13 protein-coding genes are annotated in these 13,443 nt (G+C 48.8%); 2 read left to right on the top strand and 11 right to left on the bottom strand.

What is annotated here, in order from left to right:
• Positions 1–9: 9 nt before the first annotated feature.
• The 3 genes from BM318_RS11865 to BM318_RS11855 form a co-directional block, all read right to left on the bottom strand.
• Complete coding sequence (locus BM318_RS11865) at positions 10–1,731, bottom strand: T9SS type B sorting domain-containing protein (protein WP_177218308.1); 1,722 nt, start codon at positions 1,729–1,731, stop codon at positions 10–12.
• A gap of 103 nt (positions 1,732–1,834) precedes the next feature.
• On the bottom strand, positions 1,835–2,668 hold the full coding sequence (locus tag BM318_RS11860; protein ID WP_092982804.1) for an ABC transporter permease subunit: 834 nt from the start codon (positions 2,666–2,668) through the stop codon (positions 1,835–1,837).
• The gene (locus tag BM318_RS11855) at positions 2,665–3,570 is read right to left on the bottom strand and encodes an ABC transporter ATP-binding protein (RefSeq protein ID WP_092983520.1); all 906 of its coding nucleotides are present in this window, start codon (positions 3,568–3,570) and stop codon (positions 2,665–2,667) included. The genes BM318_RS11860 and BM318_RS11855 overlap by 4 nt, the downstream gene beginning before the upstream one ends.
• 80 nt (positions 3,571–3,650) lie before the next feature.
• Between BM318_RS11855 and BM318_RS11850 the strand changes: the two genes are divergently transcribed.
• Positions 3,651–4,733 (top strand): hypothetical protein, encoded by a 1,083-nt coding sequence (locus tag BM318_RS11850; RefSeq protein ID WP_092982803.1) that lies wholly within the window; start codon positions 3,651–3,653, stop codon positions 4,731–4,733.
• A gap of 103 nt (positions 4,734–4,836) precedes the next feature.
• Entirely contained in the window at positions 4,837–5,358 is a 522-nt protein-coding gene (locus BM318_RS11845) for a nuclear transport factor 2 family protein (protein ID WP_092982802.1), read from the top strand.
• A gap of 12 nt (positions 5,359–5,370) precedes the next feature.
• On the opposite strand, the gene BM318_RS11840 is transcribed toward BM318_RS11845, so the two are convergent.
• From BM318_RS11840 to BM318_RS11805, 8 genes are all read right to left on the bottom strand, one after another.
• Complete coding sequence (locus BM318_RS11840) at positions 5,371–6,429, bottom strand: nucleoid-associated protein (protein ID WP_092982801.1); 1,059 nt, start codon at positions 6,427–6,429, stop codon at positions 5,371–5,373.
• A gap of 63 nt (positions 6,430–6,492) precedes the next feature.
• On the bottom strand, positions 6,493–6,984 hold the full coding sequence (locus BM318_RS11835; protein ID WP_092982800.1) for an IS1096 element passenger TnpR family protein: 492 nt from the start codon (positions 6,982–6,984) through the stop codon (positions 6,493–6,495).
• A complete protein-coding gene (locus BM318_RS11830) occupies positions 6,981–8,057 on the bottom strand; it encodes a COX15/CtaA family protein (protein WP_092982799.1) in 1,077 nt (358 codons plus the stop codon). The genes BM318_RS11835 and BM318_RS11830 overlap by 4 nt, the downstream gene beginning before the upstream one ends.
• Entirely contained in the window at positions 8,054–9,493 is a 1,440-nt protein-coding gene (locus BM318_RS11825; RefSeq protein WP_092982798.1) for a CCA tRNA nucleotidyltransferase, read from the bottom strand. The genes BM318_RS11830 and BM318_RS11825 overlap by 4 nt, the downstream gene beginning before the upstream one ends.
• A gap of 50 nt (positions 9,494–9,543) precedes the next feature.
• Positions 9,544–10,317, bottom strand: a complete 774-nt coding sequence (locus BM318_RS11820) for a glycosyltransferase family 2 protein (RefSeq protein ID WP_092982797.1) — start codon at positions 10,315–10,317, stop codon at positions 9,544–9,546.
• Entirely contained in the window at positions 10,307–11,419 is a 1,113-nt protein-coding gene (locus BM318_RS11815) for a glycosyltransferase (protein ID WP_092982796.1), read from the bottom strand. The genes BM318_RS11820 and BM318_RS11815 overlap by 11 nt, the downstream gene beginning before the upstream one ends.
• The gene (locus BM318_RS11810) at positions 11,416–12,531 is read right to left on the bottom strand and encodes a glycosyltransferase family 4 protein (RefSeq protein ID WP_092982795.1); all 1,116 of its coding nucleotides are present in this window, start codon (positions 12,529–12,531) and stop codon (positions 11,416–11,418) included. Before BM318_RS11810 ends, BM318_RS11815 begins: the two co-directional genes overlap by 4 nt.
• Positions 12,528–13,442 (bottom strand): ATP-grasp domain-containing protein, encoded by a 915-nt coding sequence (locus BM318_RS11805; protein ID WP_092982794.1) that lies wholly within the window; start codon positions 13,440–13,442, stop codon positions 12,528–12,530. Before BM318_RS11805 ends, BM318_RS11810 begins: the two co-directional genes overlap by 4 nt.
• Position 13,443: the final 1 nt, after the last annotated feature.

The following is a 13,443-nucleotide window of genomic DNA, read 5'->3' as shown; positions in this document are numbered from 1 at the left end:
GGTTTGAAGCTATCTTTTTAAGGTAAAATGACCGCGTACGCTGCCTCCGTTTCGGTCTTCTGCCATAAACCAGTAATCGTTGGGAGGAACCGGTTGCCCGTTGGAATTTCCATCCCAACCGCGGCTGTTGGGGTCTATCTGCGCAAGGAGATTTCCGTAGCGGTCGAAGATGGTAATCCGGGTAATCGGGTTGATTCCGGATGGTGGGACAATATATTGCCAGAAATCGTTGACATTATCCCCGTTGGGGGTAAAAAATTCGGGAAAACCCTCCAGGGTCAGGTCGGGTTCCACCAGGACTTCAACGGTTCCACAGCCATTGATATCCCGCACAAATACCCGGTAGGAGTCTACAGGCAGATTGGAAAAGGTGTTGCTGCTTTGATAGGGTCCCGCCGGATCCCCGAGAGCGAATTCATAATCTCCCAGACCGGAAACCTCTATCTCAATGCGTATTACCCCAGCTCCCAGGGTTGTATTGGTCGCATCAATTTGCGGGGCCGAAGAAGCGACAACTGTAAATTCCTGGGAACTGCTGCATTCGAAATCTCCGCCGGGCCCTGTGTTGTTATCGTAAATTTCCAGGCGATAATTCCCCTCGCCGGGAACATCGAAATCGGGGCCTTCCTGAATCAGGGTCTCGCGCCCGGGTTCCAGAAGGAACCAGCGATACCCGTCGGCTGCATTAGATGCTGTGATAACTGTGCTTGGGTCATCAGCACAGATTCCAATGACCTCGGGAAAGTCCAGTTCCGGGCTCAAATCCACGAGTTCCCCGGTGGTTGCGTCAAAGAAAGGACCGCAGCCGAGGATGGTGGTGAATACTTCCTGTCCGCAGTCAATCGCTTCGCCGGCAGCATTGAAGGGGACGATGCGGATATAATAAATACTGTTAGGGTCAAAATCGATAACGTTGGTGCTGGTGGTAGAGAAACTCGAACCGTCCAAAACGTCATTGACCGTTGGGGAAGTTCCTATGAAGACCCGATATCCGTCTGCTCCAGGTACAGGAGTCCATTCAATTCTCGGGGAGAGGGGTACATTCAAGGCGCCATCAGCAGGAGAGATCAGGCTGCTGCAGGTAGGTAAGGTGGCCAGTGCACCTGTCCTGAACGTTTCTTCGATACAGCCTGTAGCCGGGCCATTTTCGTTGTTCGGTATAACGGTAACGTAAATATCGCTTAGCTCGGGTAAATCGGCCGGAGGATTATATGACAATACGTTTCCAATATCGGTTAGCGGCAGGATATCGGTACCACCTGGCGTTGACCCAATGGCAATACTATAGCTCGTCGCCGTAGGGCTATAGTCCCAGCGAATATTGGTCCCTACGGGAATGCCAGTAGACCCGTCCAGCGGTCCGGCCAGGGTCGTACATCCCGGGGGAGTCGTTACATCTTCGGTACGGAAGGAAAACGAATCGCAAATAATATCGGGTTGGCCGAGAATAAACAGGGTTATCGTAACGTAAATCAGTGTGTCGTCCGGAAGTCCTAAGGGCGGGGTAAAGCTGGTGGCCGCACCAACCGAATTCCTGAGAATTTCATTTCCGCCAGGCGTAGTTCCCAGGGAAATGGTATATCCGGTAACACCGACAATATTTTCCCAACTGATGGTTTCGGTTACCGGAACATTCGTGCTACCGGGTAAAGGGTTCAGCAAATCGGGGCATTCCTGAGCGTAGGAACTCAGGCCGATTAACAAACCGGCAAGACACAGCAACTTCTTCATTTTCCTATTCGGGTAAGCGCTTGGGGCTTCCAGAATAGGCATAAATTACGAAATATCCGGTTATTTTAATCCAAACAAACGTTAAACGGCTACAGAGCCTCGGTTAGAGGTCGCGCTTTTTGAGAAGGGCGTAAGAAGCCCAGATAAAGATCGCTGCCCAAGCCAGAACAATAAGGAGTTGTACAGGATCCACGGAGTAGTCCTTGACGATTTCCTCACCAACTTCCCTGGCGGCATTCTGAATGACCGATAATCGGGTAAAGGGTTCTGACAAACTTTGCCACATGGATCCGAAAGGAAAGAACATGGAGACCTGGTCTGCGGTCTGCACAGAATACTTCGAGGTCATATATACCCAGGGAAAGAATTCGGCCCCAATAAACCAGATAAAAAGGAACCCCAGGGCAAAGGCAGAGCGTTTCACGAGCATCCCTACGAAGAAGCAGAAGGAGAAAAATCCGAACAGCTTTACGAAATAGGCGATAAGGTATTCCAGGTCGGAAAAGATGATGGAGATTTCATTGAAATCCGAATGCATCAATCCCAGGATCAGGGATATCAGGAACACAAATACCGTAGAGGCTACCGCCAGGGCCAGGATGGTCCATACCTTGGAGGCTATGAATTCCTTTTTGGAAAGCCCGTCGATCAGATTCTGTTTGATGGTTTTATTGCTGTACTCATTGGATATCATCGAAACGATTACAATGGCCAGGAATACCTTCAGGAACGCGATCATAAAGGTGTTGAAATGCCAGATATACGGAAAGTTGAAAATACCGATATCCGCCACATTGAATTTGAGGGGACCCCAATCGATTTTGATCGATGTAACCAGTGCAATCAGGGCGATCAGGCCAAAATAGGCGACGATCAAAAATCGGCTGGCGCGGTTGTTCCAGAGCTTGATGAATTCTATATGCAGGAGTCTTATCACGGTTGGTTTTGTTTATTGGTAAGGGTGAGGAATTGCTGTTCGAGGCTTTCTTTGCGCTTGACCAGATGACTTAATGGAATTCCTTTTTTAAAGCAGATCTCATTGAGATCGGCAGCTTCCAGGGGTTGGTCCAGGTAAGCGGTCAGCAGGCCATTCTCCTGTTCAAAGTGGGAGAACGAGCCTTGAGCTTCCAGGAATTTCTTTAAGCCGTCCATATCGGCTGTCTTTAACTCAAAGAAGCCATGGGAGGCGAACATTCCATCTACCTTACCGCTGTAGAGATTTACCCCTTTTTGCAGGATTACTACATGAGAACAAACCTTTTCGACCTCGTCCAGCAGGTGGGATGCCAGTAAAATGGTAGTGCCCTGTGAGGCGATGGTTTTTATCAGTTCCCGGATCTGGTGGATCCCTTGCGGGTCCAGGCCATTGGTAGGTTCGTCCAGAATAAGGATTTCGGGGTTGTTCAACAGGGCAGAGGCTATAGCCAACCGTTGTTTCATCCCCAGGGAATAGGTTTTAAATTTACTATGCCGCCGACCCCAAAGGCCAACGAGCTCCAGTTTTTCCTGGATCCGCGATTCCGGAACTTCCTTTATCCGGCACACCAATTTCAGGTTTTGCTCTGCCGACATATACGGGTAGAAGTTGGGCCGCTCTATGATTGCCCCTACTTTCTTAAGTGCCTGGTGGGTGGAAGTCTCGCCGTCGAACCAGAAAAAGGATCCGGAGGTTTTATTAACTACATTCAGTACGATTCCCAAGGTGGTCGATTTTCCACTTCCGTTGGGTCCAAGAATGCCGTAAACATTACCTTTTTCGATGGTAAAGCTTAGGTCCTTGACAGCGGTCAGAGATCCGAATTTTTTGGTCAGGTTGGTTACGGTTAGGATAGTGTCCAAAGGATAAAGTTTATCGGATTGCGAATACTTACTTGACGAATTAATGCTTAATTTGTTACAAAGCCAGGAGAATTCCACCCATGTCCGAAGAGAAACTCATGTCCAAAAAAAAGCCGGCCTATCCCATAATTCCGGCTTTAGATGCCTATCTGGATAAGTATAATCGCAAAATCGAAATCCCCATATTTTATGAGGACCTGCTGCGGTTCGCAGGCTCTGTCGTAGTCTACGATCAGAAGGGGGAAGACAGTCTCTGGGTACGGGTGTTTTACTCGGATTCCGAACGCAAGGAGATCGATTTCAGCCTTAAGCGGGTCTATTCCATTTTGCACTCCGACGGAAGTGACCGAATTTTTCAATACCTCAATGTCGATGCCGTCGATTATTGCACCTTTGGGAATTCCAAACCTTTTCGCATTAAGGTGCGGAATATCCTGAACGACAACTTCACGTATTTCTATGTAAAACGTACTGATGCCTCCCGCATTTACGGGCTGGAACTCGAGCATATGCTTTCCCCTTACAACCTGAATTTCCTGGTCTATAAGGATACCCTGATCGAGGAACATATCGCGGGTATTCCCGGGGATACGTTTATTAAGGAAATGCTCCCCGAATGTACCGAAGGGCAGAAGGCCCAACTGGCCAAGGAATTTGTAAAGTTCAATGAGCGTTGCATGATCCGATTATTGGGGGATATGCGCTCCTACAACTATGTAATCGTGCCTGTTCACGATTTTGACCATGTGGTCTACCGCATTCGCGCTATTGACTTTGACCAGCAATGCTTCGAAGGGAAGCTCAAGGTCTATCGTCCGCAGTTTTTCAAGGAAAACAACATTATGGTGGGGCTGGTAAAGAATAAATTACTCAGCGATTCTGTAGACCAATACAAGGTTGAGGAGCGATCGATCGTGGCCAAGCGGATCCTGAGTTCCGGGCAACGCATTCGGCGGATGGTTCAAATCGCTAAAACCGATGCGATTTCCCTGCCCGAGAATATCGAGCGACTCAAATCTGAAATTTTTGAACTGACCAAGGACGTTCATTTTAAGAAATGTGAGACCATGGGAGATATCCTGGAACTGGCGCTGGATTTTGTGAAGCGGAATTACGAAAACGTCAGCATGCGCCAGATAATAGAAAAGCGTATTGAACTTTGAGCTGAGTAACCGCTTACAGGCAATACTTATCTAGTTACACATAATACGAAGATGTATCTGTCTGATTTATATACTTTTAATAAATAACCGAAAACCTTTAATAATGAAAACTACACACCTTTTTTTAAGCCTGATGGCTTGTGTTCTGATGATAAGTTGCGGCGAACAAGCTCAGGAAGAGATGATTGATCCTGCAGCGGAGGCGGCGCAATGGGAACAAGAACGCGCCGAAGCGCTAGAAGCAATTGAAGCAGCGAATGCGGCCATTCCCAGCCTTACCAGTCAGGGTAAGTTCGAGGAGGCTGGCGCCTACTTTATGGAAGATGTGGTTCAGATCATTTCCGGGCAACCCGCAATCCGCAGCAGGGCAGACTGGATTGCCGCTCAACAACAAGCTGCTGCCATCGGGGATTGGGATCTGGAGTTGGAAGTCCTGGATTTTGAATATATGGGAGATCAGGCAGTAGAACGCGGTCGCGGGGTGCAAACCTTCACAGCAAACGAGAACAGTCCGATGCCTTCCATGCAATCGGTCGGGGACTACATGGTCCTCTGGGTCAAAACCGAAACCGGCTGGAAAATCCAGTACGATTACGTGGTAATTCAGCAGCCGGAGATGCCTTAGGGCCTTTACCGCTTAAGCTTTCTGCTCCCGGTTGAAGTACACCAGGTAGTAGTACATCTGGCGCTCTTCGTCCCATCCCTTTTCAACAAATTTCTCAGCAGACTCCGGGTTGATGAAATTTAGTTTGATCTGGATATTGGTATCCAGGTCAATCACGTTTTTCATCTTCTTCCGGGTGTCGCTCACCGCTTTGTTGGCAATTGGAAAATTGCTGACATCTTCGATACTGTATTTTGGTCCCTTCTCGGTTTTATAATGCTTGAACTCTGGGATTAATTCAGGATTTTCCAGTACCTCGTTGAGGAATTTGCTCTCCTCGAAATCGTCGTTTTTAGCAAAGTGGTTCACTGCCCGATTCATAAACAGCACCTCTTGTTGCTTGTCTTCCGCAGGCAGTACGACCTCCTTTGCAAAATTCTGGCAGAACTTCAGGTAGTTCTTGGTGTAAAAGTTTTCATCGGTTAACGGGGCCAGGCCCAGGAATTCTTCGATCCAGTATTTGGCGTCGTAGCGATTGCTGTCTACTGAAAGTACCTTGAAGCCTGCCTCTGCCTCGCGATTCAATATCAGGCAGCCTTTATCGAGCCGGTTGAGGTTAACCCCCTGTTTGATTTGCATTTCAAGGTCTGAATCCCGCTCCTTGAATTGCAGGAAATCCTGTTTGATTTCGCTTTTGAAGATTCCCAGGGCATCGGTTTTTTGATTGTCTACCAGTACGTCACGCAGGTAAACCACATAGCATTCGCCACTTTTAATATGGGGGTGTTTGGACTGCGCGTACAGGTGCCGGGCAATTTCACGGCTTACCTCCACGAGCCTGTCGGGTTTTTCAAAGAACTGCCGGGCCGCCTCATATATCGGATGAAATTCCAGGGCCGCTTCATGGGTAAAGCAATAATAGTTCTCTTCTTTTTCGCGGAAGGGTTTAAAGAAATATTCCTTGAGCAGTGCACTTAACTCATCGTTGAGGGCCGCTGGCTGGTCGGAAAGGAATAGGGCCTCTCCACGGTGCTGATTCCCTACGCGATGCAGGGTAAGGGTGTCGATTTGGGCAGAAAATAAGTTGAGCATGTATTAGTTGCTTTGGCGGTGTAATTCGTAATTAATTCAGGGGGAAGGAATATCTGGAGGCTATTAATTCCAGTTTTCTTCAAAATCCAGGTCGTCGTAACTCCCAAAGGAATCTTCGTCGGGCCCTTCGGTTTCAGCTTCAAAACGTTTTTCAGGCGGGGAATCCGGAACCTCTCCAAAACTGAACAGCAAATTGGGGTAGGAGCGACCGTCTTCTTTCTCGGCGATGTCCGCCAATTCCACAAAGAAGGTCCACATGTTCAGGAAATCGTACACGTAGAGCAGTTTTGGCCTGGCTTCATGCAATACATCGCAGATACGGATGTCCTTCATGCGATTGCCGTCCGGGACATCACCCAGGTCAAAGAGGGGAATTTCGTCTTCCTGCTGCCAGTTTTCATCACAGGTATAGAAGGAAGCCATCTCCTCTCCCAGGAATCCAAAAGCCTGTGTGATAGCCGTGTGAAAGTCTTCCAGACTAACTTCTTCTTCAATTTCCAGGTCTCTGAAAATATCTTCCTGCGCATCCAGAATAACACGGATTTTGTAGATCATTTCGCCCGATTTTGGGATTCTGGCAAAGGTACAAAAAAGCGTACATCCCTGCGGATTTCAAGGAGCAGGTAAAACTGCAAACCAAACAGGAGGGCGGCCCCGAAAAGGTGTAAGGCCTGACTGGAAAACGGGAAGGCAAAGTAGTTCATCGCTATTCCACTTACCACTAGCAGCGCCAGTAGTCCGAGGATCGGCCTGATTTTGGGATATTTCAATTGATTCTTAAACATCAGATAGGCTACCCAGAAATGAAGGAGCAGTACCAGGATCGAAAAAGAGCGGTGGATATAAAAGATCATGCTGGGGTCACTGAGCCATAATTCCCGGGCCTGTTCCCCAAATAGTTCGCCCTGCTGGTCTACAAACTGGCGTACCTGGGTACCCATGAGTATCTGCATCAGGCTTACGAAAAACGTAAGGCCCCAAAGTCGAAACAAGTTCCGGCTGGCCGGTTGTGCAGCCCGTCCTTCGATTTTTTCACTGGTAAATACTATCCACAGCAAGAGGGCCACAATAAGAAGGGCCATAAACATGTGCAGGGTAATGCGCACCGGAGCCAGCACGGAGTAAACCACCGTGGCGCCCAACCATGCCTGAAATCCAATGGCTACAACGGAAATCCAGGCCAGCGCGGTCCAGGCAGGTTTCTCCTTTAACCAACCCAGGGAGCAAACTGCCATGGCCAGAATTGCCAGGCCCGAAAGTGCCCCCAAAAGCCGGTTAATGTATTCCACCCAGGTATGCACCGCGTTGAATTCGGCATAATCGTGGCGGGTATAGGGTCCCCAATTGGCCGCATTAAATGTATTCCCGGATTGAAAGTCTTCGCGGGCCAGAAGCAGGGCTTCCTCCCGGATGATCACCTGCCCGGATTCATAGTCACTGTTAGCTTGCCATTCGAGTTCTGAAGCCTCAACAGGGGGAATCAAATAGCCGAAGCATTTGGGCCAGTCCGGGCAGCCCATACCGCTTCCCGTCATACGAACCACAGCTCCCGCAAGAATTACCAGATACACCAGTGCCAGCGACAATTTGGCCATTCGGCGGTAATTAGCTTTTAAAAAGTATTTCATTGATCTACTGGTTTTAGGCCCATCTTCCGGCCTTGTTCCAACATGAATTTTCGCGCAGCATCCACCTCATTGGGAATAACTCCTTCCAGGATAGCTTCCTTGATGGCCTCTTTGATTTTACCGATCTCCCGGGAAGGGGACAGGCCAAAAGTAGACATGATCTCTTCCCCGCTTACCGGAGGTTGAAAATTCCGGATTCTGTCCCGCTCTTCCACAGCCACAATTTTCTCGCGCACCCTTTGGAAATTGGCCAGGTAGCGCTTTTGCTTTCTGGGATTCTTAGTGGTGATATCGGCTTCGCAAAGCGTCATCAGATCGTCTACATCTTCTCCCGCATCGAAAACGAGCCGGCGTACCGCAGAATCCGTTACTTCCTCCCCGGAAAGCGCTGTGGGCCGTGAGCTCATGCGGACAATTTTCTGAACATACTTCATCCGATCATTCAACGGCATTTTGAGCCGCTTGAAAATTCCCGGCACCATTTTACCACCCCGGAACTCATGCCCGTGGAAGGTCCAGCCGATTTTCGGATCAAAGCGCTTGGTTGGCGCTTTTCCAATGTCGTGCAGGAGCGCCGCCCAGCGTAACCATAGCGAATCCGTATGCCTGGAAATGTTATCCACTACCTCAAGGGTATGCCAGAAGTTATCTTTATGCCGTTGCCCTTCAATTTCCTCAATGCCCTGTAATGCAGTAAGCTCGGGCAGAATGCTTTGCAACAGCCCGGTCTGATGCAGTAGTCCTAATCCTATCGAGGGTTGCGAGGTGAGCATGATCTTGTGTAATTCGTCTACGATGCGTTCACGGGAAACGATCCCGAGCCGTTCTTTGTTTTGGGAGATTGCCTTTAGGGATACTTCCTCTATGGTAAATCCGAGCTGCGCGGCAAATCGAATGGCGCGGATCATACGAAGCGGATCGTCGCTATAGGTCGTTTCCGGATTCAAAGGTGTGCGAATGCATTTTTTCTGCAGGTCCTCCAGGCCATTGAAAGGATCCAGCAGCATTCCGAAGGTTTCCGGATTTAAGGACAGGGCCAGGGCGTTGATGGTAAAATCCCGGCGGAGCTGGTCGTCCCTCAGGCTACCATCTTCTACCACAGGTTTTCGGCTATCGCGACTATAACTTTCCTTTCGGGCTCCGACAAATTCGATCTGTGCATCCTCGAATTTAAGCATGGCAGTCCCGAAGTTCTTAAATACCGAAACCTTTGGTCTGCCGGGTAAAGCTTCACTTAGGGCACGGGCAAGTGCAATCCCGCTCCCCACGGCGACAATATCGATATCCTTCTTATTTGTTCTTTTGAGGAAAAAATCGCGGACAAATCCGCCGATGACGTAGCATTCCAGATCAAGGGCAGCAGCTACCTCGCTGATCTTGGTAAAAATGGGAGCTTGTAAGGCCTTTTCGTAATGTTCGCGCTTGCCATTTTCCATGTAATTGCAAAGGTATTACTTCGATTACACAGGTGGAAATTTATGACTGGCTAATCCCCTTCGCGACGCAGACGAATGAGCTCTTTGTACCGGGCATGAACGCCTAAAGCGTTCAGGTAGGAAATGATGATGCCTTTTTTACCATCGAGGATGCCGAGACGCAGGAAATAGTGATTGAAGAACTTGTACCAGGGTCTGAGCCATCGCGCTGGCCACAGAAAGCGTTTTCCACGGGCAAATTCCTCCCGGGCTTTCATCTGGCCGTATTTGACCATTTTCGCCTTATAATCCTCATAAGAACTGTAAGAGTAGTGTATGAGTTTGTTTTGTAGCACGGCGGTGGGGCCATTAACGATAAGGGTCTCATGTACAATCCGTTCAGGGTCAAAATGACACTGCTCTTTCTGCCACAATCGGAAATTTTTATCGCTTTGCCACCCGCTGAACCTCAGTACCTCCTCCTTAAACATGAAGGTCCTGCGGAAATAATAGGCTGAAGCAGGATTCTCAACTTCTCCTACTGTAGTGAGGATTTCTTCCTTAAGCCGCTCCGGGATTCGCTCATCGGCATCCGTAAACAGTATCCAGGGATGGCCGGCTTGTTCCAGCGCAAAAGACTTTTGATCAGTAAAACTCACAAAGGGGCGCTGAATCAAGTGTACCCCCTCGGCTTTGGCTGCTACTTCTGCAGTCCCGTCGGTGCTGAAGGAATCCACCACAATGATTTCATCGGCAAAGGACAGGTTTTCCAGTACCGCAGCAATGTGCTCGATTTCATTGAAAGTAATCAGCAGGGCGCTTATTTTGGAGGCTTCAGTCTTCACTACTCAAATATGCCGCTATATCGGCCATGATTTTTTCTCGTTCAAAATTTTGGGTCACGTAGCCATGGCCATAGTCACCCATTGTCGCTCTTCTTTCGGGGGATTCTATAAGGGATTGTACCGCATCACAAAACGCCATGCAATCGCCAGGGGCCGTAAGGATACCCGCTTTTCCATCGGGAATAACCTCGGGATTACTGCTGCTGTTAAAAGCTACCACTGGTTTACGGACGTAGGCTGCTTCGGCCAGCACGTAACCGAATCCTTCCCAGTGGGAAGGCAAGAGGAAGATATCTCCGCCAGACAGGAAATCGAGGGGGGAATCGATAAAACCGTGTAGTTTGACCCGGTCTTCAAGGTTTTCTTGGTTAATCCGATCTTCCAATACCTTTCGAAGGCGTCCTTCCCCGCCTATATGCATTCGGAAATCGAGGGCCCGGCGACTCAGTTCTACAGCTACATCGATGAGAAAGCCCTGATTCTTTTGAGCCTCCAGGCGTCCCAGGTTAACGAGGTGAACCGGGTTACCTGTTCCAAAGTCATAGCCTGGCACGCTCTGTTTGGCCTTGGTTTGTAGCTTTTGGGCCATACCCTCAAAATCCAGCCCGTTATAGGCAACCTTAATTTTTTCTTTCGGAAATAGCGTTGGGTTATTGGATAATAGGGAAGTTGCCGTGGCATTTGAGTTTACCAGGACCTCTGAAATTACTTTTCCGAATAACAACCGGTTAAGCCAGGTATTCCGAACTGGGATATCGCTACCTCGCCTGTAAATAATGCGGGGTATGCCCGCCCATCGTGCGGCCAAACCGGCCAGCTTCACATCCCGACTCAGATTCATCAAAACCACCCCAAAAGCATTTCGCTTAAAGAATTGCCTCAGGCGGTACACTTTCAGAATATTCAGAAAGCTTAGGTTTCCACTCTCTAAACCGTGAACGGGGATGCCAATAGCCTGCGCTTTTTGATATAGTGCTCCTTTGCTGTGGGCTACGAGTAAAACCGTTTGCTGTTGCTTCCACAAATAGGTCGCCGCTTCGAGATGCCATTTCTCGCCTCCGCCCCAGGCCTTAGTTGTATTGAAAAAGCAAATTCCGCTCACGACATCAGGTTTTTATAGAATTGCTTGAGGTTGGCTGCTACATTCTCATCGGTAAATCGCTGGACATAGTCCAGTCCTTCTGATGCCGCCTGATTGCGCTTTTCAGGAGCTTCCATCCAATTGGTAATCGCTTTTCGAAATGCTTCCGGATCTGTGGCGGGTACATAGACTGCCGACGGTCCGGCTGCTTCCGGGAAACAACCCCCTGCACTGGCAATTACCGGTGTTCCTGAGAATAAGGCCTCAATTATTGGGATGCCGAATCCTTCGCACAGCGAAGGATAGCAAAAGATGGATGCCCCCTGATACAAGGCAGCCAAATCCTCTTTTCCGGTATTACTGAGGATACGAACCTGTTGTTCCATCTTATTCGTTGCGATGTATTCCCGGACTTTGCGCTCATAGGATTTGGGAGACCCTACCAGTACCAGCTTATAAGGAGTATCCTTAATAGCCTTCAGGAGGGTCAGCGCATTTTTTCTTTCCTGGATGGTCCCTACATTCAGGAGATATTCCCCCTTGAGACCGAATTTCTGCTTAACGGCTTCGATCTGCGCTGCAGATTGTTTTTGCTTGTATATATCATTGCAACCCTGGTAGACCACTTCTATTTTTTCCGGATCAACCCCCAGATAATCGACCAAATCCTTTTTGGTCTGCTCGCTAATCGCCAAAATCCGGTCGGCTATCCGCACCGCATATTTGACTTTCAGGGTATAAATCCACCGATCCGTTCGGGAGTAGAAATGAGGGTGGCTCAGGAAAATAACATCGTGAACCGTAACAGATTTTCGAATTCTCAGTCTGTTGATGCCCATTGGAAGCTCCCCCGAAAGCCCGTGATAGGCATCCAGCTTTTCCTTTCGGATTTGTCTGGAGATTCCCCAAAGACGCCAAAGGGAAGGCACGAGATTCCAAAACCAACCTTTGGGATAGGCAACGCTTAGTGGTAACTCCAGGATTCCCGGGTATCTTTTGGAACGTTTCGGGTTAAAAAGCACCAATTCCCAATCTCCGGCGTATTCTGTAAGAATGCGGACAACATCCCGGCCGTAGTTTCCCAGGCCGGTGCTGTTGTGAAATATCCGTTTGGCGTCATATCCTATCCTCATAGTTCCCGGGTTTTATGGAGGTAGGGCAATAAGGCATGGCCTAAGCGATTGAGGGCTTTGGCCCGGTTTTCTTTGGAAAGCCCGCTGGGACCTGTCGGCGTGGGATTGACGTCGATAATAAAAATCAGTCCGTCGGAATTGTTGCGCAAGACATCCAGTTCTCCAAAGTCCAGGGAAACCTTTTTTATAAAGGTGTTGATCTTTTCAATCTCTGATGGGTTAAAGACTGTTGCCGTCTCGTGCATTTCCGTTCGGGTGATCGGGTTTTTTGTCTGGTTGTTATCCGCGCGGTACTTCTTGTAAACAAAGTCTATGCACTGACCTCCGATTACCGGGACCCGCACATCGACTACTTCCCCTTTCCCATTGGCCGTATCTATGTGGCGTTGATAAAAGTAGTCCGGTTTGGTTTCTGAAAGGGGACCGGTCAGGATTTGACCTTCCTCGACCGCATTCAAATTGGGTTTGACCACCAGCTTCCCAGCGAAGGTTAGGGGATCCACTGTGGTGCTGTATCCGAATACTTCCTGGAAATCCCTTTCTACCCGGTCTTTACTAATATCCGTACATCTGGCATTCCATACCCGGTTATGCTGCATCAGATTCTTGAGGGTAGCGTCCTGTTGCCGGTACGTATTGAGATCCCAATTCAGGTATAAATCGGGTTGGGAACTCCGACTGACCCGATTGGTCACACTGATTTTCAGGGTAGATAAAATCTTGAAGAGGGTGGAAGACTTGCCCGGATAATACGGGTAGCAAATGACTTTTCTTGCCTTGCCCCCGTGCGCCAGGGCACTTCGAAAGTTTAGGAGCAAATGCCTCAGGTCGCTTAGAAAAACCTCAAAGCCACCCTTCTGACTGTTATAGTCATTAAAAAGTCCCTTGCTATAGCGGTATTCCTTAATCATT

Source organism: Robiginitalea myxolifaciens (assembly GCF_900115205.1).
GTDB lineage: Bacteria > Bacteroidota > Bacteroidia > Flavobacteriales > Flavobacteriaceae > Robiginitalea > Robiginitalea myxolifaciens.
Note: the sequence above shows the minus strand (reverse complement) of the source record. Positions and strands in the feature narration are given on the sequence as shown.